This is a genomic window from Paenibacillus sp. AGC31, assembly GCF_057334655.1.
In genome coordinates this window covers 308,063-332,607 of record NZ_JBHFJH010000024.1, presented here as the reverse complement: position 1 = coordinate 332,607, position 24,545 = coordinate 308,063, and the positions used below count along the sequence as shown (strand labels likewise).

Here is a 24,545-nt window from a genome sequence, read left to right as displayed (position 1 = left end):
ACCCTCCTTATGCCTTTCGGCAATAAGCATCTGTGTTTCTTATACGAACAAAAGGATTTGCAGGGATAATAGCATACTATTCAAATGAATGTAAGAAGTTTTTAGTCGGATCATGGGATTCTGACTAGTATTTCTCCGACACCAGCTTCGCCTGGGTAAACAACAGCAGATAGTCTCTTCCACCTGCCTTGGAATCCGTGCCTGACATGTTAAATCCGCCAAATGGATGTGTGCCTACCAGTGCTCCGGTACATTTCCGGTTGAAATACAGATTACCCGCAAAGTATTCGCGTCTTGCCTGTTCCAGATGTTCACGATTACGTGAGATCACCGCGCCGGTCAGACCATAATCTGTATTGTTGGCGATATCCAATGCATCCTGAAAGGATTCTGCTTTGATGAACGCAAGCACAGGTCCAAAAATCTCATCCTGAGCAATTCGGGCTTTCGGGTCAACATCGGCAATGATAGTTGGTTCAATGAAATAACCTTCAACGTTCCCTGTACCGCCACCGTGCACAAGACGCCCCTCACCCTTGCCGATTTCAATATATTCCGTGATCTTTGCATATGCCTTGTCATCGATAACCGGCCCAACCTGACTGCCAACTTCAAGTGGACTGCCCATCGTCAGTTTCTGTGTCCGTTCAATCACTTTTTGCAATACTTCATCATATACATCCTTATGAATAATGGCGCGGGAACACGCCGAACATTTCTGTCCTGAGAAACCAAATGCCGAAGCGGTAATGGACTCTGCCGCGAGTTCCAGATCACTGTCGCTGTCTACTACGATGGAATCCTTGCCGCCCATTTCTGCAATAACCCGTTTGATCCACTTCTGACCTGGAGCTGTACGTGCTGCACGTTCATTAATTCGCAGTCCTACATCTCTGGAACCGGTGAAACTGATAAACCGGGTGAGCGCATGATCCACGAGATAATCGCCCACTTCGCTGCCTGGTCCTGGTAAAAAGTTCACGACGCCATCCGGCAGGCCAACTTCTGCGAGCAGTTCCATAAACTTCGCGGCAATCACCGGAGTTGTGCTGGCCGGCTTTAATACCACCGTGTTGCCGGATACCAGTGCAGCAGAGGTCATGCCTGCCATAATTGCCAGTGGGAAGTTCCAAGGCGGAATAACAACACCCACACCCAGCGGTATATAACTCAGTTCATTATCTTCTCCTGCAATCCGCACGAGGGGCTGCGGTTCACTCAGTCGCTGCATATCCCGTGCATAGAATTCCATAAAATCAATGGCTTCCGCTGTATCCGCATCTGCTTCAGGCCAAGTCTTGCCAGCTTCATAGACCATCCATGCAGAGAATTCATGCTTGCGACGACGCATAATGGCAGCTGCTTTGTATAGATAACGAGCCCGTTCATTCGGGTCAGTATGTTTCCATGTGTGGAATGTCTCCGCCGCTGTCTGAATGGCCTTTTCGGCCAATTCCTGATCTGCCTGATGGATCGTTCCGACCACTTGATTCTTGGCTGCGGGGTTCACGGAAGTTAACGTGCGGCTGCTTGTTATTTTTTGCCCACCAATAATGATCGGGTATTCCTGCCCAAGTTCAGCTTCTACCTGACGAAGTGCGTCTTCAAATGCTTCCTGGTTCGCCTGGACCGCAAAAGGTGTGAATGGTTCGTTAACAAAAGGGATATTCATCAATGATTCCTCCTTCAGGATGTGGGATTCGCTGGCTGCTCGCCTGAATTATGTTGCATGTTACTCATCACCAAATATATGTAGCAAAATCCGTGCCAACTCCGGTTGGGATTGAAATATTTTTCTCGTTAAATTTAACTAAAGAAAATTCACACGGCCCACTCCGATGACAGAATAACCTTCCAAATTCAATTTAAATAGATAATTCTCATAAAAAATAGTAGACCATCGCCAAATCTGGCACGTTTCTTGCTTGAATTAAGGATGCACAATGCTGAAGGAGGAAACGAAAATGAGTGTGGGAACGGAAATATATCGCAAAACCTTATTAACCGTGGCAGGCAACAAAGCTGTAGAGAACCTGTCCATTAGATATGGTAAGAAGCTGGCAGGCAAATTTATTGCAGGAAACACCTTGGAAGAAGCTCTCGAAGAGATCCACATACTCAATAATAAAGGCATTATGGCTACGCTCGATCATCTGGGCGAAGGCATCACCCGCCTGAGCGAAGCGGCATTGTACAGGGATGAGTATGTACGCCTGGTAGAAGGCATTGCACGTGAAGGCGTAGACTCCAACGTCTCGCTAAAACCAACCCAGATGGGCCTCGCACTTGACCCGGAAGAGGGTTATCGAAATATCCGTACCGTTGCCGCACAAGCCAAATTGCATGATCTATTTGTCCGAATTGATATGGAGGATAGTCCATTTACTCAAGCAACGCTGGATATTGTGCGAAGACTGCACTCGGAAGGACTGCATAATACTGGCACAGTATTGCAAGCCTACCTGCATCGCACCGAAGAAGATACACGTGATATGATTCGGGAAGGCATTCGACTTCGTCTGGTTAAAGGTGCTTACAAAGAACCCGGATCAGTCGCCTATCAGAGTACTTCTGAAGTCATTCATCAATTCAAAACGATGATTCGTAATCACCTCGATCAGGGTGTGTACACTGCGGTTGCCTCACATGATGATCACATCATTAACTGGACGAAACAATACGCCAAGGATCGGGGAATCTCGCCGGATGCCTTTGAATTCCAGATGTTATATGGTCTGCGCATGAGCGAACAGGAACGTCTCGCCAAAGAAGGCTATCGCATTCGCTGTTACGTTCCTTATGGCACCATGTGGTATCCGTACTATACCCGCCGTTTGGCCGAAAAACCGGCTAATCTCTGGATGGTCGTTAAGAATATGTTCCGATAGTTAGTTTCCAGCTGGATCAATATATATATGAAAAACAGCAAAAATAAAACCATGCTGCCTCTTTCTTTCTGGGCACATGGTTTTTTCTGTGCAAACACTTTACGAGAGCATCCAACTTGACGAATGGTCTAAACAAAAGTTGACAACTATATAGTTAGGCGCCATACTATATTCATGGACAATCAAAACAAATCAACAACTGATATGTACCTCATCCCTTCGTTAGTACAAACGAAGCGTCAGGTTGATCGCTATCAATTGGACGTGGATGCACAAGCCGTGCTTGTCGCATCCAGACTGATGGTAGCAGGAGCCAAACTTGGGCATGCTGCGGAAATCCATTTCTCCAGATTTGGTTTATCGACAGGACGATATCGTCTGTTGGCAGATCTTGAAGATCACGAAGGAGAAGAACTGCCCTCCCAACTGGCGGAAAATCTGGGTGTAACCCGTGCTACCGTAACTGGTCTAATCGAGATTTTAGAACGCGACGGACTGGTTGCTCGTCGGACGAGTTCTGTTGATGGTCGTCAGAAGTCAGTCATTTTGACCGCCAAAGGTGCGAAGAAGCTAACGGATATGGCTGCGGAACATTTTGCCAGACTGGAAGCGATGGTCGGATTACTTACGATCGAGGAAAGGAGTGTGTTTCTCAACCTGCTGGGGCGTGTAACACAAGGTATTACTGCACTTACAGATGAGTCACACGACTTCTCCGAACCAAAATCCTAGGAGCATAACAAAGAAAGGTGAACCGGGCTAGTTCAACTAGCCCATTTTCACCCCCATATAGTTAGGCTCCTAATTATATATAAATGAAAGCAAATCAGTGATCTCTAAACAAAAAAAGGAGTAGTGATATGGTTAACCTTAATGACCCCATTCATTCCGAGGAAGCTTATCCAAACCGAGCCGCTAATCCTCCCCCAAAACCTTTTGTACTGTGGCGTGAATTAATTCCGGCCTACTTGTCTCCTGCCATCATGGCAAGCATCGGGGGAATCGTTACCGCTGATAAAGTCCTTCAGTTACGAGCTTTAACAACGATTGGAGGGGCGTCTCTGCTTATGGCTCTATGGGCCGGACTCTGGCTTCGTAACCGTAAGAACCGCACACGGTGGGTGGCGAAAGCACCCCGGATCATTGTCGTGGGCTGCTTGGCACTTGCAGGCGCAGGGTTTGGCTTGGTGGCGGCGTGGGGGATTTCTAATGTATTGCAGATCGTAAACCCGAGTTCTTCATGGGCTTGGTTGGATCATATTGGGTTCGATTTTCCATTGTCCGGTGCAATAGCTTGTACGATCATGACATGGCGCTGGCGAGCTTACATTATCAAATAAACAAGTTCATTATAAGGAGAGATTGAAACATGATTACTATTATTGGAGCAACAGGGATGATTGGAAATGCACTTTTGAGACGTTTGATGGAAAGAGGTATTCCCGTTCGGGCAGTAAGTCGAAAGCCGGATAAGCTTCGTCAACAAATGGCGGACTTGGCGTTGTCCGGGATTGAAATCTGTGCTGCCGATGCAAATGATTCCGAATCCATGCGCAGAGCTTTGGCGGGTACCAGTCAACTATTTCTAGCGTTATCCAACAACCCTAAACAAGTGGAACTAGAGACATCCATTATTCAGATGGCTGCGCAAGAGGGAGTGGAGCATGTCGTCAAAATATCCAGCCCAGCATATGACGAACGTTCACCAGTAACTGTAGCAGGCTGGCATGAACAAATTGAGCAAGCTCTAGTGAAATCCGGGATGACATATACAATGCTGCGCCCCTATGCTTTTATGCAAAATCTGCTCCGACTCGCACCAACCATTACAACCCAAGATGTATTCTTCGGCTGCATTGGAGATTCCCCGTGCAACTTCATTGATTGCCGAGACATCGCAGATATTGCCACAGAAGTGCTGACTAGAGACAAACCAGTGAACCGCATCTATACGCTGACGGGTTCCGAAGCATTCACTTATGCACAGATTGCAGATAAAATGTCCACCCTGTTCAATCGGCCAATCGGATTCCTCAACCTCAAACCCGAGGAGCTTCGAACGGATCTGATCGAACATGGACAGATGCCTCCTTGGCTTGCAGACCACGTGGTAGAAATTCAGACGATGTCTACCGTTGTACCAGAGAAGCCGACGGATATCGTTCAACGCTTGCTTGGCAGAGCGCCGCGCTCGCTTGATGTATTCCTGAGAGAGCATCGAGATGCATTTAAACCAAGGCTGTAAACCAAGTTATAGAATAACGAAAAGTCATAAAGAATTATGGACAAACAACTATGAGATCTACAGGAATCATAGGCGATAATAATGTTTTTAATGAGAACCACAATTTAAATGTCTATTTTTCTGGACACACCCATTTATTATTCAAAAGTTAACCACTTAATTGTAGCATTAGGATAGAAGCATTCGCATTGATCTGTGTTCCGCTTGCAAGGGTCTGCAGATCAACTGCCGATGCACTGGAATGATTCCGTAATGTCAGTACATCACTTGATGTAGCAGTGATAATGATCATTCCTGGATTGGGCAACGATGAAAAATACCGCGTAGTCCCCAGCATTACAAAAAAATCAACCACGATTTCCGATTGCCTTATGTATGATTCATGTCAAAAAATCTATACACACTTCACTTTGAAAGCTATACTATGGATAACTATCTCACTCAAATATTTCCATATACTCCGATCATAAGAGTTCCTTGTAACAGGTACAGTTCTGAAAGTTATGCCCAAACTGAGGTGATACCGATGAAACATTTACTTCCAGATTTAATGTCTTTATTGCGCACGGATATGGGTACTCTGGATACAGTCCTCCCCACCCCCTGCATCCCTTCATCGACATCGCTGGTAGATGCCATCTCCTTATTCGACACATCTTCTTATCTGTTCGTTCAGGATGAAGGACCCGTACTGGGATATATCGTGGTATCCGATGTCCTGCATGCCATGATGCATGCACATCGCCTAATAGAAGCTTATTTTGAGACCACACTGGAGACAGCGGGTTCAGCTCTGACATTAATTAATGAAGATGCCAAGGTGGCCTACTGGACAACTGGCGCGGAGCATGTTTTTTCGATCAGCAAAAATGATATTATCGGACAGCCTGCGGCAGACTTTTTTCCGCCTGATCGACTTCAGTCTCTCAAGACGTTGTATACCGGCGAAACGGTCTATCGCAAACAGCATCAGCCACGGCCCGACCTGTTCGCCCTGATTAATGCTCGTCCTGTCCAACTGGATGGACATATTGTGGGTGCAGTTGCTGCCGAAGTGGATATAACAACTGAAATCCGATTACATCAGGAACTATTACATATGACATCCAAAGTTCAACATCTGGAAAAAGCCGTTGCCAGACTGCGTCCTGACACAGATCCCTTTGCTCGCATCAAAGGCAGCAGCCCAGTGATTCACCAGTGTTTGGAGACCATTCGCAAGATCAGCACCACCTCAGCAACCGTACTTATTCTCGGGGAGAGTGGCACAGGCAAGGAGTTATTCGCCAAAGCCATTCATGATCTTCGTGAATTGCAGACGGCACCGTTCATCGCGATTAACTGCGGGGCAATTCCCGCTTCCTTGTTCGAAAGTGAATTATTCGGCTACGAAAAAGGCGCCTTCTCCGGAGCGGATCCCAAAGGCAAAAAGGGCAAGATTGAACTTGCCGAAGGGGGTACTCTTTTTCTGGATGAGATCGGTGAGATGCCATTGGAATTGCAAGTGAAACTGCTTCGGGTGTTGCAGGAGAAGAGTTACTTTCCTGTGGGGGGAACGCGAATGAAACAGGCCGACTGCCGGATTATCGCTGCGACCAATCAGAATCTACGGAGTATGATTGCCCGCAATCAATTCCGAGAAGATCTCTACTATCGGCTGAATGTTATTAATCTTGTCATCCCTCCTCTGCGTGTGCGCAAGGAAGATCTATATGAATTAACCCAAACGTTCCTTCAAGAATTCTCATTGCTGTATAACCGTCATATTGAGTTGGTTCCACCCGAAGTATTCAAATTGCTATTCCAATATGATTGGCCAGGCAATGTACGTGAATTACGAAATGTGATCGAACGCCTGACCATTCTGACGACAGATGGTGAGGTGAAGCAGGAATACCTGCCTGATACCCTCACTTCCCTCACCATGCATGAACAGTCCGAAGTTCAACTGACATCCGGAATTCATTCATATGCCAACAACGAAAATCAGCAACGTCAGGATTCGGCGGGAGCAGAACCAGAACCTCGATCCATTGCAAATGTGGACGAATTAGATCCCTCGAATGATTCCGAACTTGTCTCGGGTGTTACCTACCAGCAAAAATTGGACACCTATGAGGCGCAACTTCTAATTCAATATCTGAAAGCAGCAGGTGGCAACAAACGAACACTCGCCAAGCAACTTGGCATCTCCAGGGCAACACTCTATAACCGCATGAAGAGGCTTGGTCTATGACCAGCCTCTTCTTGTCGTCATTATCGGTATGATGAACGAATAGAACCCTACAAAATCCGCGCCAAGCGAGTCAGCGCTGTTCTGAGATGGCGATAGAATGTCGCCCGACTCATGGAACACGTCTGGGCTGCGGCAGTTGGATTGCCAGCATGCGTCCAGTAGGCCGCGTATAACAGCATCTGATCCTGTGGAGATAGGCCATGCACTCTGCCTTCCAACAGATCCATGACATACAGCTGTAACTGGATTCCATCCTTTACTCCTCTAACCCTGTCAGCATATTCATGCAATTCTCCCGGGGAACGAAGATCCCCCAACATCTTGCGAACATCCTGTTCAGTCCAGATAACACCATCCACTTCTGTTGTTTCCGGCTGTATACGATCTTCTGTTGATTTCGGATCAAGCAGAGACATGACCCACTCTCCGAATTGCCCGCTACGCAAATCCAAATCAAGTATGTCCGCCCGGTCCTCGAATCTGTCACAGACACGAGTGCGGGTTCTTCGCATCTGGAATCCAATACTTTGCAAAAATAGTTTCAGGTGAGGATTCGTTGCAACGAGCATCGCTCTCGCACCATCACCCAGTAGAGATAGTCGATCAAGTGCCATGTATCCCACCAGTTCTTCTCGTGTATAACCAGGCACATCATCTCTTGCCGCAGCCAGCAATGCAAAGTGAGTATCACTCTGATCGGGGTCATTCTCAAGCTCCTGTAGAGTGAAGCATTCCTGCATCTCATTCGGAAAATATTTCAAAAGCAGCTCACTACTACCCCTATGTACAAGTACCGTGATGAACATGGCGATTGTCTCCCCAAGCTTGTCACGCATCAATACGATTCCTTCAGGATAACGGTGTGCCAACTCATCCAGGAAGGGACCGTAGGACACAGCCTGCCATGGTTCCACGCTGTACTCGCACCATTGCTGTAACAAGCTGTGCAGAGCGGGCAGATCCTCTTTTCTCATCGTCTCAAGAGGGGAGAACAGGGAATCACGAGACACGTCTGCGTACTTGCGGTATTGAAGCATGGATTCCTGACAGAGCAGCAGCATCTTTCGGGCGATTTGACGACGCTCATGAGCCCCTGCGTGTTCATGTAGCGGTTTCAGCAGCTTCGCAATCTTGATACGCATTGTCTGCAACCGATGTGGCTCACGCTGTCGAAAATCCCGGAGCAGATGCACCCTGGCCATGTCATGCAGTCCAAGACCATCCGGACTGGAACGGATAAACGACATCTGTCTCAGCATGTGGTAGTCTTCTTGCGTCACAGTCATGTCCAGGACAGATGATAACAATTCCTGATTGGCTGTCTCAATCAGTGTCAGTACCTCCACCATGGGATGTAGATGGGAATTGGTCAGTTCCAATAATAATCGTGCACTGATCATGTGTGATAGCTCAGCCCATTCGGACTGAGGAAGATTCCTCCTCTGATCCGCAGCTTCTACAGCAAGGGCCAGCCCCAGCGGATGTCCATCGGTCATTCGCGTAATGGTACCTGCCATCCCCTGATCCAGAAAGCCTGCCAACGTGATATATTCCGTAATCTCATCCACTGTGAAATGTTGAAGCCGCATCTGTATAAACCTCTGATGTAATCGGGGATGTGTCCGCCAGGTGGACGCCAGTTCCGGGCGTGATGCAAGAATGACAAGTATCCCTCTTAACGGAAGTTTGGATACAAAGACTTCCATGAACCAGCTTTCTAACAGAGCAAGCTCTTCATAATTATCCACGGCCAGGACCAATCTCTTCTCGATCGATGTGTCTCTCAGCAGACTCAATGGTCGTGGGTATCCTTCACTATCCATTGTTTCCAAGCCTAATGTAGAGGACAAATAATCCATAAAAACGGAAGGAGTTGCCCCACATGATCGACCATCCATCCATATTGCCGTCGCACCTCGATCCCGAGAGACAGATAACATCTCTGAAAGCAAGGAAGATTTACCAATGCCTCCCATGCCCGTAATTGAAAATATGGTTAATGGGGCTTCCGGATGATTGAACCACCGCTCCAGTGTCGTCAGTTCCTTGGTTCGACCAATGAAACGTTTGCCATCCTCAACATATTTGTCGTATTTCGCCTCACTACTGTTTCCCATATATGTCCTCCGTACTAGATACTGGTACTTTTAATATACTTTTTTCTCTCACAAAATTGAGACTATATTGAGACGCGCAATTGCATGTGAAGTGATAGAATCTTGTTAAAAGCCAATTTAATGGAAATATTCAAAACAGCGGACATGGAAACGTATAACAAGGTATACATAAACGCCTCCGCATTATTTCTTATCATAATGGATCATTCCGCCGATCAAACTGCAATCAACATGTTACATGAGTATTTACTGATCTCGAATTCATGCTTCCCTTTCATACCCTACTACCAGCCCGATATTCCAGGAAAGGCGGATTTGTGTGAGAATAAACCTCGATATCTGTAATCTGAGCGGACAACTCGGAATCAATCCCAAACGACTTAATGAATGGCTGCACCAAAGTGGCATTTCAATGGAGGACAACGACGCAGAACCGGAAGGACGCCCTGACCGGTCATCCCCTCCGTATCGGCTGGCTGCACCATCTTCCTTATCACTGGCACCTTCCTCCGGTCAAACGAAGCTATATCGGGGCCGACGCTCCACTCCTACCCTGCAACACCTTCCCGCCTCGTTACAACGGACTCGGCGGATCAGTAAAAACTGCTAGACTGTGCACAAGGTAGTGTAAGATGGGTGCACAGTCTGTCTTACATCCCTTTCACCCCATCAAGAGGATTGCCACTGCCCATTCTCAATCATCGCGTGCGCGAGTAACGCCATCTCCAGACAGATTCTTCTCCCTTGATCCATGTAACCTGGACCCATCAGTTCTTCCAGCTTCTCCAGCCTGTTGTACAACGTTTGCCGATGAATAAATAACTGGGCAGCTGCATCCCGTTTGGAACCAAAGTTCTGCAGGTAAGCATCCAACGTCTCCACCAATCGCAGGTGATGCGTTTGGTCATGTTCAATCAACATACCCAGGTGATCTTGGACAAAGGGTTGCAGGAAGGATTGGGGTAACGCTTTTAACATTTGATATATACCCATACGTTCGTAAAAGTGAACATGTTCCATCAGATCTACCGATCTTGAAACTTCGATCACCTGATAGGCCTCCTGAAGGCTCTCCGGCAGGCTGGTCAAACGGTTGCGTAACTTGCCAAATCCCACATGAATCATAACCTGTTTCAAGTTACGGCTCGCAAACCGTTTCACGTCCTGGGTAATCCCCTCCAGCAATCGCAGCAGTTGATGACGTGCAGCAGCCGTTACCGCTTCCTTCGCACAGCACAGATATACCTGGTTGTTCTTCAGCATAATCAGGCTAGGCAGATTGTTCTTCTTGAGCAGGGAACGCAGCAGGACAAGAACATCCTGATGATTGGCTTCCATTCTCTCCCGGCCTGTACCCTTCAATCGATGCTCAATCTCGATGACCCCTCCGGCAAACCAGTACTGTCCCTTCACCAGCAAACGAAGCCCCATTCTAGTCTGAGCCTGTTCCTCCTGATGGATGTTGCCATTCATCAGATCCTGGATCAGTTCATTCTGATTGCGGACCATCTTCTCCTCAAGAAACTGGGAACGAAGCGTGAGCGCTGCCGCCGCCTTCGCTGTATAGTCGAGCAACAGCTTGAGATATTCGACTGGAGCTGCGGGATGCACAATCATGCCTACAGCCGAAAATACCTGGCCAAAACAGACGACCGGATGACACAGCAGAGCCTTCTCTTCGTCGATGTGGAACCATAATTCGGTATCTGAATCATTCAAATCCAGATGTTCTACCTCATGCTCATACCAGGTATAGATGGCCTGTTCCATCTCCGGAACAAGTTCGGGCACAAAACTGCCTGGCTCCATGGACGAAATGTACACCACCGGTTTGGTAGCATACTCATGCAGCAGGTTCAGCACAGCAGACATATCCGTACTCTGTAATGTTCGTTGCTGAAGCTGACGGGAGTATGCTTCCAGACTTTTCAGCAACTGGTGTTGATGATTAATGAGCAGAGAGTGAATATCCTGTGTAATCTCGACAAAACGGACCGGTTGTTCAAATACGATCAGCGGAAACTGGTGTCTGTTCGCCAGTTCAATCAGTTCTTCCGGGATTCCGTATATGCTGGTACCAAACTCCACACATAGCCCCGCTGCCTCACTGCCAATGAGCTGAAGCAGATACTCTTCGCGCCCTTCTTCCGATTGAAGCCACAGTCCAGTGGATAAAATAAGATCATGGGGGCTTACGAATGGAGATACATTTGTAATCTCCAATACATGAACCCAACCAACCTGACGGTTCACTCCATCCTTCCCTGCCGCTAGTCGTGCTCGGCCAAATACTGGACGTGCAAGGATATCTTTGATCGTAAACACACGGTCATTTCGCAATATCGATCCCTCTTTGTGTTATTTTTTCTTACATTATAATCTATGGACAAATGTCCTGAACAGTCTTTTTCGACAATATGTTGAGTTCGATTCCTAAAAATTAGACATCAAGTAAGGTGCAAAACGATTATTCAAGTCATAAACTTGTAGTATAATCTAACAACCAATAAATGGACGAGGTGCATGGTGATGAGAATCGGAATTCCCAAAGAAATCAAGAACAATGAGAATCGTGTAGCAATGACTCCGGCCGGGGCTGCTGATTTCATCAGAGCCGGTCACCAGGTACTGATTGAACAAGGCGCGGGGATCGGCAGTGGATTCACGGATCATGAATATCAAGCTGCGGGCGCCGAGATTCGGATTGATGCCAAGTCAGTCTGGACCGAAGCCGATATGATCATCAAGGTGAAAGAACCACTTGCCAGTGAATATGGATATTTTCGTCCGGGACTGATTCTGTTCACATACCTGCACCTCGCAGCGGAACCCGAGCTTGCCAAAGCCCTTATTAAAAGTCGGGTAACGGCTATTGCGTATGAGACGTTGGAGGTTAACAATACCCTCCCCCTGCTAACCCCTATGAGTGAAGTTGCAGGCCGCATGGCCTCCCAGATCGGAGCACAACTACTGGAGAAAACGGAAGGTGGAAAAGGCATTCTGTTGTCCGGTGTACCAGGCGTCAGTCGGGGGAAAGTGGTCATTATTGGTGGCGGTACAGTCGGAACAAATGCAGCCAAAATTGCTATTGGTCTTGGCGCCGATGTGACCATCCTTGATCTGAATCTGAATCGTCTGCGCCAGTTGGATGATATCTTCGGCAATCAGATCCACACGCTGGTATCCAGCCCATCCAACATCGCAACAGCTGTTGCGGCGGCAGATCTGTTGATCTGTGCGGTGCTGATTCCGGGCGCCAAGGCACCAACGCTTGTCAGCGAGCAAGTGGTTAAGACGATGGCACCGGGTTCGGTCATTGTGGATGTGGCGATTGATCAGGGCGGGATCGTTGAGACCATTGATCATATCACAACCCACGATGAACCGACCTATGTGAAACATGGCGTCGTGCATTACGCGGTGGCGAACATGCCAGGCGCCGTGCCGCGGACGTCCACGGTGGCGCTGACCAACGCCACCATGCCTTATGCGCTGCAGCTGGCGAACCACGGTGCAGCCGCCGCGATTCGCGGCAGTTCGTCCATTCGCAGCGCGGTTAACGTGCTGAATGGACACATCACGTATGAGGCGGTCGCCCGGGATCTCGGGCATGCCTATGTTCCTGCGGGTCAGGCGCTGGAGAATACCGCCGCTGTCCAGTGATCTTGATATGATCGTTCCATCCGGCGCCTTGTCGCCAGGCCTGTGGAACGCAATAGAAGCGCAAGTCGGGCAGATGATGTTCCCGGCTTGCGCTTCTTGATTTTTTTCACATAGGATAGCTTGTTGGTTGGTATAAGGCCTTTAGGTTGCTCCGGTTTTTGGCGCTTCAAACTGCTCGCTCACTGCACACTTCGCGGAAGTTGCAATCCCGGCAGGACCGGTGCGAAGGCATCGCTGTGAAGTAGGTGACGTCCTTGGGACGGTTATAATACTCATCCTCCACGCAGGATCGCATCTCCTCAATGTAACGACCCACGTTCTCCTCCACCTTCCGGATATCCTCTTCTGTCGCTGTAAACTCTCGGTGCTTTCCGGTTAATAAGTACTCCACTCGCAGCTCAATCTGCTCCAAGGGAACCCGGTAGTGTTCTCTCACATAGGATGCGTATAGCATTAGCTGATCCGAGAAGTCATCTTCCTTGCCCGTCTTCCAGTCCACAATGACGATATTACCGTTACTGCGCCGATACAATAAGTCCATCTTCACATACACGCGCGTATCGTGCAGCATCATGGTATCCCATTTCTCGATCTCCAAAATGTCCGTACTTGCCCGGGACAAGTCCTCCCACGTAAGCGTCTGGTACAGGTTACTGACACAGGCCGAAGCCCGTTCCTTAATCGTGGCAATCCGGTCATTCAACGTATCATCCCCGTAATAGATCTCGGACAGCATCGTGCGATTCTTGGGGTTCAGCCGCCACTGATCCGCGTCCATGGATTCCACATACGCCTGATTCAGCAGCTTGCGTACCGTCTGTTCCAGGAAGTGTTCACGCGGTTTATCTTTGCCCTCTTCCCTGCTGCGTACCGCCGACTCACACATCCGATGCGCGAGGTCCCCGAAGACAAGATACAGATTGCTGAGCTGCTTCAGACGGTACAGACGAACCTGCATCTCATCAGCAGCGTCTGCCTTCCAGCCGTTATGGGCACCGTAATAATGATAATAATATTTGCGCAGGCACTCATCGAACATACTCGCCCGCGACTGCGAATAAGACCATTGCGGGTATTGTGCCATAAGGTATTCTGCCTTTCTGTATGCCGGATCTGCATGAGATCCCTTAATGCTCACAGTATAAAGCCCGGGCAACATTGCCGCAAGCATGCTTCCGTTATTTTCTTCTGACGCAACCGTTTCCGATTCGATCCGTATCGTTTATATAGTAACATCACCAAAAGATGAAATTGCGGAGCAGAACGCTTAATATACTCCATAGAGGGCAGCGAATCCCAGACCGGGATGTTAGTATGGGTCTAACCCAGGGCCAGTGGGGGCCCGCGCTAACGAATCTCACACACCTTATCACGTGGATTATGAGGTTTTATGGAAACTAACGAACCCCAGACACGCTAATTAGTCTTTTTTCGATTGTAGAACGTGTTTATTTTATAAAAAAATTGTACAGGCATATCCTAAAAGGAGGCACTACCCATGAATCGACCGGATTGGTTCCAGGCGGAAGAAGCATTACAACAGATCCAAGTCATCGGAAGCGACCGGAATGAGCTCGTGAACATCATCGGCGATGTAGAAGGATTGAATTGCATTGGCACAGGTACGGATGCGGCTGTATTTACGTATGACGGCTTGCCGCAGTATGCCTTCAAGATGTACTCGGATCATGCCTTGGACAAACTCGAAAATGAAAAACAGGTATACGAGCAGCTCAAAGGCCTGACATACTTCCCTACCTATTATGGCAGCGGCCGGAATGTACTCGTGATCAGTTTTGAACCTGGGGATACCTTGCTGGAATGTTTGGAAAAAGGAATCCCCGTCCCCGAGCAGGTCATGCTCGATGTGGACGCAGCGCGAGAAGCCGTTCGCAGCCGCGGGCTGAACCCTCGTGACATTCATCTGAAAAATGTAATCCTCCAGAACGGACGCGGGAAAGTAATTGACGTCTCCGAGTATATTCAAGACGGCAATGACAATCGCTGGGAGCATCTGGTCTGGGCCTATCACAACATCTATCCACGAATCAAAGGAACGCCCATATCTCCACGCATGCTGCAAACGATCAAATGGGGATACAATCAACTCGATCATGCCAATGTCAAAATGGACGACCTCGCCAAGAAAGCGAATAGATTGTTCTCCAGATTTATGAAATGAGCACGTTGTACACGTAGATAATTGTCTTGATATTATTGAATCAAAACCACCCGGATAATAGCCTTGAAGAGGCCTTTATCCGGGTTATTCTCATAGGGTCACAACCATCTTTATAGACATTTTATTCGAGACTACTGGTAAACTGGTCGTGCTCAATCTTCTTTTCTTCCACGTCCCTGCGAGGGGGTCATGCCCTTGTATTGTTTATATAACTTGGTAAAATAGTTGGCGTTGTCGCAGCCAACTCTGGCGGCGATCTCCGTAATGGTCAGACTACTGCCTTGCAGCAGCTGCTCTGCCTCACTCATCCTGCACCCGTTCACGTATTCCACAAAAGTACGTCCGGTCAGCTTTTTAAACATTTTGCAGAAGTGATACGCATTCAATCCCACATGACTTGCCGCTTCCGTAACAGACATCTTACCTGTGGGGTCCGCTTCAATCTGTGCAATCAACTGTTTGAAACGTTCGCGGTTTGGAAAATATGATCCGACCGTTTTATCCGGTAGCTGCTGCGGCATAAAGGTACGCGCAAGCAGGGTGAACAAGGCATGCAGCTTGGATTTCACCACGAGCTGATAAGCCGGGGGCTGTAACGCCATTTCCTCCACAGCTTCATTCAGCAAAGAATAATAGCCTGTGCAGGCTGTGTTTTCTTCTGTCGGTTTGACCGGAAACCTCACTCTTCCTTCCAAATACGGCGCGACATATTGCTCATGCACAGGATCATGAGTGAAATCATGGAACAGTGCACGGTTCACTACAACGGAATCATAATGCACATCCCCCTCATCCAGAGCATATCCGACATGCAGTGTACCTCCAGGAATGATGATGACCTCACCTGCTCGAACCACATAAGGTTTGCTATCAATATGAAACAGCGCACTGCCCTTGCGCATAACAATCAGTTCAAAGTGTTCATGCCAATGCAAATACAGAATACATTCTTCAGCTTTCATATCTGAACACCGATTTTGGAACAACTGAAATGGATGTGATTTATGATCAATTCGGGTATTTTCGTGAAGCGCTTTCAGATCCAGCACGACTTCTTCCCCCTCTTCACAAGATCCGACTATTATTACACAAGATTGTTTAGAGCCATCCCGTTAATCCACGGCTATAATGAGTGTGTCACGAAGTACTATAAGCCAATATTGGAGTGAAATACAACCATGAATAAATCATTACGCATCGGTACCCTTGTAGGCGGGCAGGACGCCGTCCGCGTTATCCCGCAGATCATGCAACACGGCTTCGAATCATTTAACCTGACCTTCTGGCAAACGACTGGTGATCTGGACCTGGCAGAGACAGCCAAACGTGTCCGTGAAATTGTGGACGAACAAGGCATTGTCATCTCCTCGGTGAGTGTATTTGGTAACCCGCTAACGGGAGCCGGAGACAACGCCGATACACTGGCAAGCTGGGAGCGGGTGATTGATCACGCACAGCTCTTCGGTGCAGATATCGTCTCCGGGTTCACCGGACGTCTGACCGATCAACCCATTAACGAGTCCATCCCCCGGTTCAAGGAAGTATTTGGTGAACTGGCACGCCGGGCAGCAGACAGGGGTGTACGCATTGCTTTTGAAAACTGTGATATGGGTGGAACCTGGCAGACAGGCGACTGGAACATTGCCCATAATCCGACGGCCTGGGAGATGATGTTTGATGCTGTTCCGGATGAAAATGTAGGCCTGGAGTGGGAGCCTTGCCATCAAATGTCCAGCCTGATTGATCCTATTCCACAGCTACGCAAATGGGCTCATAAAGTCTTCCACGTACATGGCAAAGATGCCACGATTGCCTGGGATATTGTCAAGGAATACGGCGTGCATGGCCCACGGGAATTTGTCTGGCACCGCACACCCGGCTTCGGGGATAACAACTGGGCAGACATTATCACCATTCTGCGTCAGAACGGTTATCAGGGCACGATTGATATTGAAGGCTGGCATGATCCCGTCTACAAAGACGAACTCGAAATGACCGGACAGGTGCATGCTTTGCGATATTTGAAACAATGCCGCGGCGGCGATTTTGTGCCCAATCCGGTATAGGAAACCAACCTCAACTTAAACCTAATTTACTGCTGGCTTGAGGTTGGATAACAACCTTAATTTATCTATTCCTCATTTCTCGAAAACAATGCGAGCTGTATAACACAATCCATGCGAAGGAGATGAGAACATGACTCATCCTTATCGGGTAATTATCGCTGGCTGCGGTGCCATGGCAAACACGTGGGCGGACTATGCCTTGCAAAGGTCAGATACAGAAATCGTGGGACTGGTCGATCTGTATGAACAGACAGCCCTTGCTTTTGCTACAAGACATGGCCTCACCTGCCCCACGTTCACCGATATCCGTGAAGCCATTCAAGCGACTGGTGCTAATATCGTATTTGATGTCACGATTCCGGCGAGTCATTACGGCATTGCCATGACGGCGCTGAAGGAAGGATGTCATGTATTTGGCGAGAAACCACTGGCAGAGTCCTTCTCCGATTGCACAGATATTGTGCAAACCGCTCGCAGCACAGGACACATTCAAGCCGTCATGCAGAATCGCCGTTTTGATCCGCGTATCCGCGCCTACCAGCACCTCATTTCCGGCGGAGCTATAGGGCAGGTAGGTTACGCAGGGGCTGACTTTTTCCTCGGGCCACACTTCGGCGGATTCCGGGATCTGATGGATAGTCCGCTGCTGCTCGATATGGCGATACATACGTTTGATCAGGCACGATATATTCTCGGAGCCAACCCGGTATCGGTATACTGCCATGAGTTCAATCCTCCAGGTTCCTGGTATCAGGGCAATGCGATGGCGTTATGTATATTTGAGATGTCCGACGGGTCCGTATTCAACTATCGCGGATCCTGGTGCGCAGAAGGTGTACCCACATCATGGGAAGCAAGCTGGCGCGTAATCGGTGAAAAAGGAACCGCCATCTGGGATGGTCATGATGACATCTATGCTGAGGTGCTTACTGCGCAAAGCCTGGATGCTGACGGCAAACCATCCTTTTTCCAGCCAAGTGAGCGGATTGAAGCGGAACTGCCTGTCATGGACAAAACAGGTCATCACGGCTGTCTCGAAGACATGTTCGCCGCACTGGAATCCGGCCGACTGCCTGAGACCGATTGCAGCGATAACCAGTTTAGCATGGCCATGGTCCTCGCTTCCTTGGAAAGCGCACGCACAGGCCAGAAAGTCTTCATCGCCGATCTACTGAAAAACACATAGCGAAGCGCCTGTGTTTTTCATATTAAACAAAGCCCAACTGCAAAGTTCAGCAGTTTGGGCTTTCTTGTTTTTACCTACTCCCCTTGCCTATACAAGGTACAAAAAAGTTTCTGACAAAACACGAAGTAGTGTAGGGGACGAAATCGATTCTGAAGAAACGAAGTGTTCGCCTTTATCACCGGATTTCGACTTTACAGAAGTCGATCAGGAAATCCGGGGATAACAGCGATCGAAAGAACGATTCGTAACCGGAACGGCCACTTTGCAGGCAGTGAGCAATTATTTTTTTGAACTACATCTTTTATAGAATTCCTTTTTTCATTGCCTTGTACACTAACTGCGAGAACAGACTGTTGGACCAAGCAAACCATGGTCTAGTGAACGTGTTTGGATCATCGGCGTGGAAGCCCTCATGCATATATCCAGTACCCGCATCCGTGTTCTCCAGCAATTCAATCATCGCTAGCATCTCCTCGTCATTGTCTGCGGTCAGACCCTGCATGGATAGCGCCATATGCCAGATGTATCCCGGAGGGGTGTGAGGGCTACCTATACCTTTGGCTACCTTCCCTTCATAGTAGAACGGATTTTCCTTACTTAAAATGAATCGACGTGTGTTCTGATACACCCTGTCTTCAATCGAAGCATATTCGATATACGGAATGGACATCAGCCCAGGCGTGCCCGCATCATCCATCAGACAAAAGTTACCGTAACCGTCCGTCTCATAGGCATAAATCTGCCCATACTCTGGATGACGGTAAGTACCGTACAGGGCAATACCATGTCGTATTTCTTCTTCCAAACGAGCCATCCGGCTTACCAGTTGTTCATCCCTGAACACCCACTTCGCGATCTCCCCCATCTGGCGCAAGGTTACCGCAGCGAACATGTTCGCCGGAATATTATAATGAAAATCACAGGCATCATCACTCGGACGAAATCCGGACCAGATCATCCCCGTGTAATTCACAGGCATACCCAATCCTTCATTACGCAGCGTATCATGGGCTGGACAATTACGGCGCATGAACCGGTAAGGTGAACGCTCTGAGTGATGCTGTTCTGTCTCCCACAGGTGTACGATATTCTCCATCACTTTCTTGAAGCGCTCATCGAATATATCTGTAAGTTCAGTCTCCTGCCAATATGTATAAGCCAGCTTCATAGAGAAACAGAGGGAATCCAGTTCAAACTTCCGTTCCCACACCCAAGGTGACATCTCCGTCTCATCATTGGCATCCCAATGCCATCCATTCGCCGTTTCATTGAATGCATTAGCATAGATGTCCATATCAGCATAGAACGTATGCCGTTTGATTAGGCCTCCGATAATACGCTGCAACTTCTCGTCACCCTTGGCAAGCGGAACATAATGCATGACCTGCTCTACGGAATCCCTTAACCACATCGCGGGAATATCCCCTGTAATCACAAAGGTTGTTCCATCATCCAGCAGCTTCGTGGTCGTTTCCAGTGTATTCGGAAAACAATTGCGAAACTGAGCAAGCAATCTCGGTCGATGTTGCAAACGCTCGTCCGCCTCAGTAAGAATATCCTGCACAGCTTGTGGCAATTCCAGTTGTGGCATAGGGATTTTCGGTAATCTGAACTGTTCCATGGATGTCGTCTCCTTACAACTCTATTGTTATTTTTGTTATGATAATTTATAATAACATTATTATTTGTAAGTGTACTGTGTCAGAAGATGATCGTCAAATGAAGGAGTAATGATATGTCACGCAAAGTATCCATTCAGACGCTGGCTGACCAGCTCGGATTATCCAAATATGCCGTCTCCCGCGCACTCAGTGGCAAGACGGGTGTCAGTGAAGCAACACGCGCACGAGTTCTGGAACTCGCTCGTGCTTTAGGATATCGCCAAAGTACTCCAGGTGCTAACAATATTCCTGCTGCAAACCATGCAGATTCGTCCGATCCACCGTTCGCTCTCATATGCATGAATCAGCTCAACCGCGGTGAACCCCACTACTGGCAACGTGTTCTGTCAGGCATGATCTCCGCCTGTAATGAGCGCGGTTGGCATCATGCGATTGTATCTCCCTCACTCGGAGTGATGGACGAGAACACCTCTCCCGAAAAAGCCATTGCTCCTCATTTGGACTGGGAACGATGTGCTGGGATTATTGTCATGGGGGCTTTTCCTCATACAGTTCTGCAACGGCTCTCTCAGACGGGTCGGCCTATTATTCTGGTAGATCATCAGGAACCCCTGCTGAATTGTGATACGATCAGCCATGATAATCTGGAAGCTGGCATCACCGTCGCGAGGTATCTAATATCTATGAATTGCCGAAGGATCGGCCTCATCACAGATGATGGTCGTGCTGCCAGCTTTGCGCAGCGGAAAATCGGGATTGAGTTGGCTTTGAACCATTTCCATGTGGACACCAGTCATACGACCAGCTTCAGAGAATGGAACATTCCGTATGAGAACGGGGAATGGGTTAACCAATTGGCCACCAAAATTCAAAACATGCCAGATGACGAGCGCCCTGATGCCTGGATTGGTGTTAATGATGATATCGCCTTGCAATGGATGCACAAATTACAGGAGATAGGCATCTCTACACCTAAAGATTGCCTTGTCATCGGTATCGACAATGTACATTCTGCCGTTACGTCCTCCCCGCCTCTGACCACGGTTAATCTGTGCAAAGAGGAGCTTGGGCAACGTGCGGTGGAGGCTTTACAGCGCCGGATTGAACGCCCTGGGACGCCTAAAGAGACGGTTATGTTATCGACCACGTTGATTCCAAGGGAATCGGCATAATTTGGAAAGGGTAACTGCACTTTTCTGAAGATGGATTCGTTAGGTATTTGCTGTCCCCTGAGTCTGGTGCATACGAAAGAGGCCCCGCATACCATTATGCAGGGCCTCTTTCGTATATTAGGCTTATATCCTTATATGTCTATACATCTACACTTAAATCTGTTGATCCATCCTCATATCATCCACTCGAAGCTTCATTTACTTCATGTCTGAGAATTGTACTACTGGTTATTTCAGCCAAGGCAGGCTATCGTACGACGGAAGATCTACTTCCCAATTCACATCACGGACCTCTCGGTTAACTGCAGTTCGTTTCAAAGTGAATTTCGTTCCATTCTCTTTTTTAAAACCATGGATAATCAACCTGAGATCATCTACGATGTATTCTTCATTGTTTTTATTAGGCTGATTCGTAGTTCCCATCACTTCAACGGGATACTCCTTTCCTTCATGATCTATAGCCACCCATTGATCTCCATTAATATCATTTTGGAAAGTCCCTGATCCCTCCAAAACAAGAGAAGAGGTCCCTTCAAAGTTTCTTTCAGGTAGCTTTAATGATTGCTGCACTGGCCAATAATTGTATTTGGAAAATAAAACTTCATCTCCAAATTGTTCAAACTGTAGTACGTAGGTGTAGAATTCAGCATCCTTACGCATCTTTTCCAAATCCACTTCCACGGACTTCTCCTCCCACACCGGGATGGTGTAGCCATCGAGGACAAAGCGAATTTTCTTCGCATCCACCGTAACATAAGCAGGGTCCCATGTCTCAGACAACTTCAACTGACCACCGTTCTGGTTCAGTTCGCTCAAATCTCGAAGACGGAACTTGGCTTCACGTGTATCCGGTCTGTTCCCATTGAATATTCGATACTCATTTTTTTCAGGGATTTCGATATGATACATAATGTCCATATCATTTGCCCAATCCTCATCAACTTTGGCACGAAGTTCATTATCCAGACTTACATTCAGGTCAAGCCGGGTTCCGTTTGGCGTACGTACAAGCTGGGTCATATCGAACTTGAGCCCTTCTGGCGTCGTATATGTGTTATCCATAGAATTTTCAACAGCCAATGATTTAGCTTTGGTCATATCGATATTGAATTGGAAGCTCCAATCCACCGTAACTTCTCTATCTTCGTAGGATTTCTTCTCGTAATCATAATAGCTGCCCACATTTAAATTACGCAGTTCACCCCGCACGACCACTTGATCCGGAATTTCATCATGGAACTGGAATAACAATCGTTCAGTTACGGAACCCTTAGTTCTGGTATCTCTTGCAAGAGTGGCAACCTGTCGCCCCTCTTCATCCGTAACATGAATTCTCCCCATCGCAGACAGTGACCGTGATAACCCTAATCCATCAGGTGTTGTTTGTTGCATGGTCATTACCATATGAGATCGGTCTACAAGCACGTCTTCAATTTTAAGCGTGTAGCCCTGGTCATTGATATTGATATCCGGATTAACCACAAGTCCAAGAGGTTTAAGACGTTTATAATCATCCGCAAAATAGGAATATTTCAATGCTTCCGGCACAGGCATATTCGGTAGCGGAGGGCGATCCACAGCGCTCACTGAGGGGGAGGGTGGCTCTGTTGTACGGTCAAAAGCAAACCAGGCTCCTCCGGCAAGAATCACAACTGCCGCTGCGGCGATTCCAGTCCGACGCATCCAATGCGTTCTCATGGATTTTTTCACGAATGGATGCTCGTCTTCTCCACTTTCCATAGACACGCCATCCAACTTCTGCATGACCTTAAGCGTAAAATCTGCGTCCGGCTCCTCACGGTACAAATGCTCTTCCCACAACCGATCTTCATCCTTTGAAATAGGCTTCATACGTGGCTAAACCTCCTTTGCGTTCCATTAGCTTCCTCAGCGTTTTTTTCCCGCGATAAAGGGCATTGCGCACTTTGGTTGAACTCATACCTGTAATGTCTGCAATCTCTTCATAGCTCAACTCGTTTGTGTACTTCAGTAATAACACCAGGCGATACGATTCAGGTAACTGTTCGAGCTGTCGATATATTTCACGCTGCATCTCTTTATGCAGCACACGCTTTTCAGGTGTTTCATTACTGACGGGTTCGATCCCTTGATCGACCGGAGACATGACGGGTTTCTTTTCCCGTATAAAATCCCTCATCCGATTCACCGCAATGGTGTACACCCACGACGAGAAACTTCTTCCCTCCCGCCGCGACGGGAGATAACGATAGATACGAATGAATGTATCCTGAGCGAGATCCTGTGCATCCGGATGACTCGCGCCCATTCCGCGCATGATGCCGTAGACTTTATTTTTATATCGATCCACAAGCACGGAGAACAACTGCTTATCCCCTGCAACAATGCACTGAATAAGCTCCTCCTCCGGTATCTGTTGAGTCATGTAATCCCCCTTCTCTACAGCTTCCATGCATGGTTCTGTACTATATAGACGGAAGCCGTTCCCGAAACCTCTCACTTTATCCAAAAAAAAGAATTCGCCCTTATCGGCGAAGCCGAATGGGTGAACTCTGAATACACATATGTTAATTCCGCAGCACGATTCACTCTATAGATGACCTTGGAGCTGCACTTGTTCTTGCCTCTTAATCTTCCCTGTTCTTCTCCCCGACAAAATCAGCAAGCTGTGAATAGATCGCCACAATCTCATCCATCGACATACGCACGAGTCCACTGGACGATGGAGCGACGAACTCCTGGATCTCCTTGACGACCGGTTCGTCCTGGAATCCCCATTGCACTTTGGTACGCTTGCTGTACTGGGTGTATACACCTTTTCCGACAAAACAAGCGATGTCCGGTCGGTATTTCTCCAACTTTTGCCGTAAAATCTGTCGTCCTTCTGCGTACTCTTCCTTCGTAATATCCTCCATACCTCTGGTGGGCCGGGCCACAATATTCGTGAATCCATATCCCAGCTTCAGCAACTCTCCATCCTCCTGTGCATCATATAAACGCGGGGTTAATCCCGACCGTTCAAGGATGCGCCAGAACCGGTTTCCTTTGTAAGCATAATGATGACCCGTCTCTCCAGACGTAATGCTCGGATTGAAACCAATAAACAATATCGATAAACCAACATCCAGATGATCTGGAATCATGATGGGAAGCCCCCTTATCTTTTTTAACTAATTACATCTTTCGTGT

General features: G+C 47.9%; 21 protein-coding genes. 11 read left to right on the top strand and 10 right to left on the bottom strand.

Annotated elements, in window-relative coordinates; translation table 11 throughout:
* Positions 1-124: 124 nt before the first annotated feature.
* Positions 125-1,672, bottom strand: a complete 1,548-nt coding sequence (gene pruA, locus ACE04G_RS09235) for an L-glutamate gamma-semialdehyde dehydrogenase (RefSeq protein WP_076251309.1) — start codon at positions 1,670-1,672, stop codon at positions 125-127.
* A gap of 292 nt (positions 1,673-1,964) precedes the next feature.
* Between pruA and ACE04G_RS09230 the strand changes: the two genes are divergently transcribed.
* The 5 genes from ACE04G_RS09230 (at position 1,965) to ACE04G_RS09210 (ending at position 7,369) form a co-directional block, all read left to right on the top strand.
* Complete coding sequence (locus ACE04G_RS09230; RefSeq protein WP_449005281.1) at positions 1,965-2,888, top strand: proline dehydrogenase family protein; 924 nt, start codon at positions 1,965-1,967, stop codon at positions 2,886-2,888.
* 174 nt (positions 2,889-3,062) lie between these two features.
* Entirely contained in the window at positions 3,063-3,620 is a 558-nt protein-coding gene (locus tag ACE04G_RS09225; RefSeq protein ID WP_221819016.1) for a MarR family winged helix-turn-helix transcriptional regulator, read from the top strand.
* A gap of 128 nt (positions 3,621-3,748) precedes the next feature.
* Positions 3,749-4,228 carry a hypothetical protein gene (locus ACE04G_RS09220; protein WP_221819015.1) on the top strand — a complete coding sequence of 160 codons (480 nt, stop codon included), beginning with the start codon at positions 3,749-3,751 and terminating at the stop codon, positions 4,226-4,228.
* Positions 4,229-4,257: 29 nt separating this feature from the next.
* Positions 4,258-5,133, top strand: a complete 876-nt coding sequence (locus tag ACE04G_RS09215; RefSeq protein ID WP_449005280.1) for an SDR family oxidoreductase — start codon at positions 4,258-4,260, stop codon at positions 5,131-5,133.
* Between the two features lie 526 nt (positions 5,134-5,659).
* Positions 5,660-7,369, top strand: a complete 1,710-nt coding sequence (locus ACE04G_RS09210) for a sigma-54 interaction domain-containing protein (RefSeq protein ID WP_486094393.1) — start codon at positions 5,660-5,662, stop codon at positions 7,367-7,369.
* Between the two features lie 47 nt (positions 7,370-7,416).
* Here ACE04G_RS09210 and ACE04G_RS09205 read toward each other — a convergent pair whose 3' ends face one another.
* Complete coding sequence (locus tag ACE04G_RS09205) at positions 7,417-9,486, bottom strand: nSTAND1 domain-containing NTPase (protein ID WP_449005277.1); 2,070 nt, start codon at positions 9,484-9,486, stop codon at positions 7,417-7,419.
* A gap of 319 nt (positions 9,487-9,805) precedes the next feature.
* Between ACE04G_RS09205 and ACE04G_RS09200 the strand changes: the two genes are divergently transcribed.
* Positions 9,806-10,096, top strand: coding sequence for a hypothetical protein (locus ACE04G_RS09200; protein ID WP_221819011.1), 291 nt, complete (start codon positions 9,806-9,808; stop codon positions 10,094-10,096).
* A gap of 59 nt (positions 10,097-10,155) precedes the next feature.
* Here the strand turns inward: ACE04G_RS09200 and ACE04G_RS09195 are convergent, their stop codons facing one another.
* Complete coding sequence (locus ACE04G_RS09195; RefSeq protein ID WP_449005276.1) at positions 10,156-11,826, bottom strand: PucR family transcriptional regulator; 1,671 nt, start codon at positions 11,824-11,826, stop codon at positions 10,156-10,158.
* 189 nt (positions 11,827-12,015) lie between these two features.
* Here ACE04G_RS09195 and ald point away from each other — a divergent pair, with 189 nt between their 5' ends.
* The gene (ald, locus tag ACE04G_RS09190) at positions 12,016-13,149 is read left to right on the top strand and encodes an alanine dehydrogenase (protein ID WP_237176695.1); all 1,134 of its coding nucleotides are present in this window, start codon (positions 12,016-12,018) and stop codon (positions 13,147-13,149) included.
* Here the strand turns inward: ald and ACE04G_RS09185 are convergent.
* Together ACE04G_RS09185 and ACE04G_RS09180 are read right to left on the bottom strand one after the other, a co-directional pair.
* Positions 13,116-13,319 carry a hypothetical protein gene (locus tag ACE04G_RS09185; RefSeq protein ID WP_339182516.1) on the bottom strand — a complete coding sequence of 68 codons (204 nt, stop codon included), beginning with the start codon at positions 13,317-13,319 and terminating at the stop codon, positions 13,116-13,118. The two genes, ald and ACE04G_RS09185, sit on opposite strands and share 34 nt — an antisense overlap.
* Positions 13,316-14,233 (bottom strand): PD-(D/E)XK nuclease family protein, encoded by a 918-nt coding sequence (locus tag ACE04G_RS09180; protein WP_221819313.1) that lies wholly within the window; start codon positions 14,231-14,233, stop codon positions 13,316-13,318. Before ACE04G_RS09180 ends, ACE04G_RS09185 begins: the two co-directional genes overlap by 4 nt.
* Before the next feature lie 414 nt (positions 14,234-14,647).
* Between ACE04G_RS09180 and ACE04G_RS09175 the strand changes: the two genes are divergently transcribed.
* Entirely contained in the window at positions 14,648-15,331 is a 684-nt protein-coding gene (locus ACE04G_RS09175; protein WP_221819008.1) for a serine/threonine protein kinase, read from the top strand.
* A 152-nt stretch (positions 15,332-15,483) separates the two neighbouring features.
* Here ACE04G_RS09175 and ACE04G_RS09170 read toward each other — a convergent pair whose 3' ends face one another.
* Positions 15,484-16,380: an AraC family transcriptional regulator gene (locus ACE04G_RS09170; protein WP_221819007.1), complete on the bottom strand. Its 897-nt coding sequence runs from the start codon at positions 16,378-16,380 to the stop codon at positions 15,484-15,486.
* A gap of 129 nt (positions 16,381-16,509) precedes the next feature.
* Here ACE04G_RS09170 and ACE04G_RS09165 point away from each other — a divergent pair, with 129 nt between their 5' ends.
* Positions 16,510-17,397: a sugar phosphate isomerase/epimerase family protein gene (locus tag ACE04G_RS09165; protein ID WP_221819006.1), complete on the top strand. Its 888-nt coding sequence runs from the start codon at positions 16,510-16,512 to the stop codon at positions 17,395-17,397.
* A gap of 130 nt (positions 17,398-17,527) precedes the next feature.
* Positions 17,528-18,583 (top strand): Gfo/Idh/MocA family protein, encoded by a 1,056-nt coding sequence (locus tag ACE04G_RS09160; RefSeq protein ID WP_221819005.1) that lies wholly within the window; start codon positions 17,528-17,530, stop codon positions 18,581-18,583.
* A 301-nt stretch (positions 18,584-18,884) separates the two neighbouring features.
* Here the strand turns inward: ACE04G_RS09160 and ACE04G_RS09155 are convergent, their stop codons facing one another.
* Complete coding sequence (locus ACE04G_RS09155; RefSeq protein ID WP_449005275.1) at positions 18,885-20,204, bottom strand: glycoside hydrolase family 125 protein; 1,320 nt, start codon at positions 20,202-20,204, stop codon at positions 18,885-18,887.
* A 114-nt stretch (positions 20,205-20,318) separates the two neighbouring features.
* On the opposite strand from ACE04G_RS09155, the gene ACE04G_RS09150 reads away from it, so the two are divergent.
* Positions 20,319-21,377, top strand: coding sequence for a LacI family DNA-binding transcriptional regulator (locus ACE04G_RS09150; protein ID WP_449005274.1), 1,059 nt, complete (start codon positions 20,319-20,321; stop codon positions 21,375-21,377).
* Positions 21,378-21,605: 228 nt separating this feature from the next.
* Here ACE04G_RS09150 and ACE04G_RS09145 read toward each other — a convergent pair whose 3' ends face one another.
* The 3 genes from ACE04G_RS09145 to ACE04G_RS09135 all read right to left on the bottom strand — a co-directional run bounded on the left by ACE04G_RS09145 (position 21,606) and on the right by ACE04G_RS09135 (position 24,499).
* Complete coding sequence (locus ACE04G_RS09145) at positions 21,606-23,228, bottom strand: hypothetical protein (protein WP_449005273.1); 1,623 nt, start codon at positions 23,226-23,228, stop codon at positions 21,606-21,608.
* Positions 23,206-23,781 carry an RNA polymerase sigma factor gene (locus ACE04G_RS09140; protein ID WP_221819001.1) on the bottom strand — a complete coding sequence of 192 codons (576 nt, stop codon included), beginning with the start codon at positions 23,779-23,781 and terminating at the stop codon, positions 23,206-23,208. Before ACE04G_RS09140 ends, ACE04G_RS09145 begins: the two co-directional genes overlap by 23 nt.
* A gap of 202 nt (positions 23,782-23,983) precedes the next feature.
* Positions 23,984-24,499, bottom strand: a complete 516-nt coding sequence (locus ACE04G_RS09135; RefSeq protein WP_339307171.1) for a mismatch-specific DNA-glycosylase — start codon at positions 24,497-24,499, stop codon at positions 23,984-23,986.
* Positions 24,500-24,545: the final 46 nt, after the last annotated feature.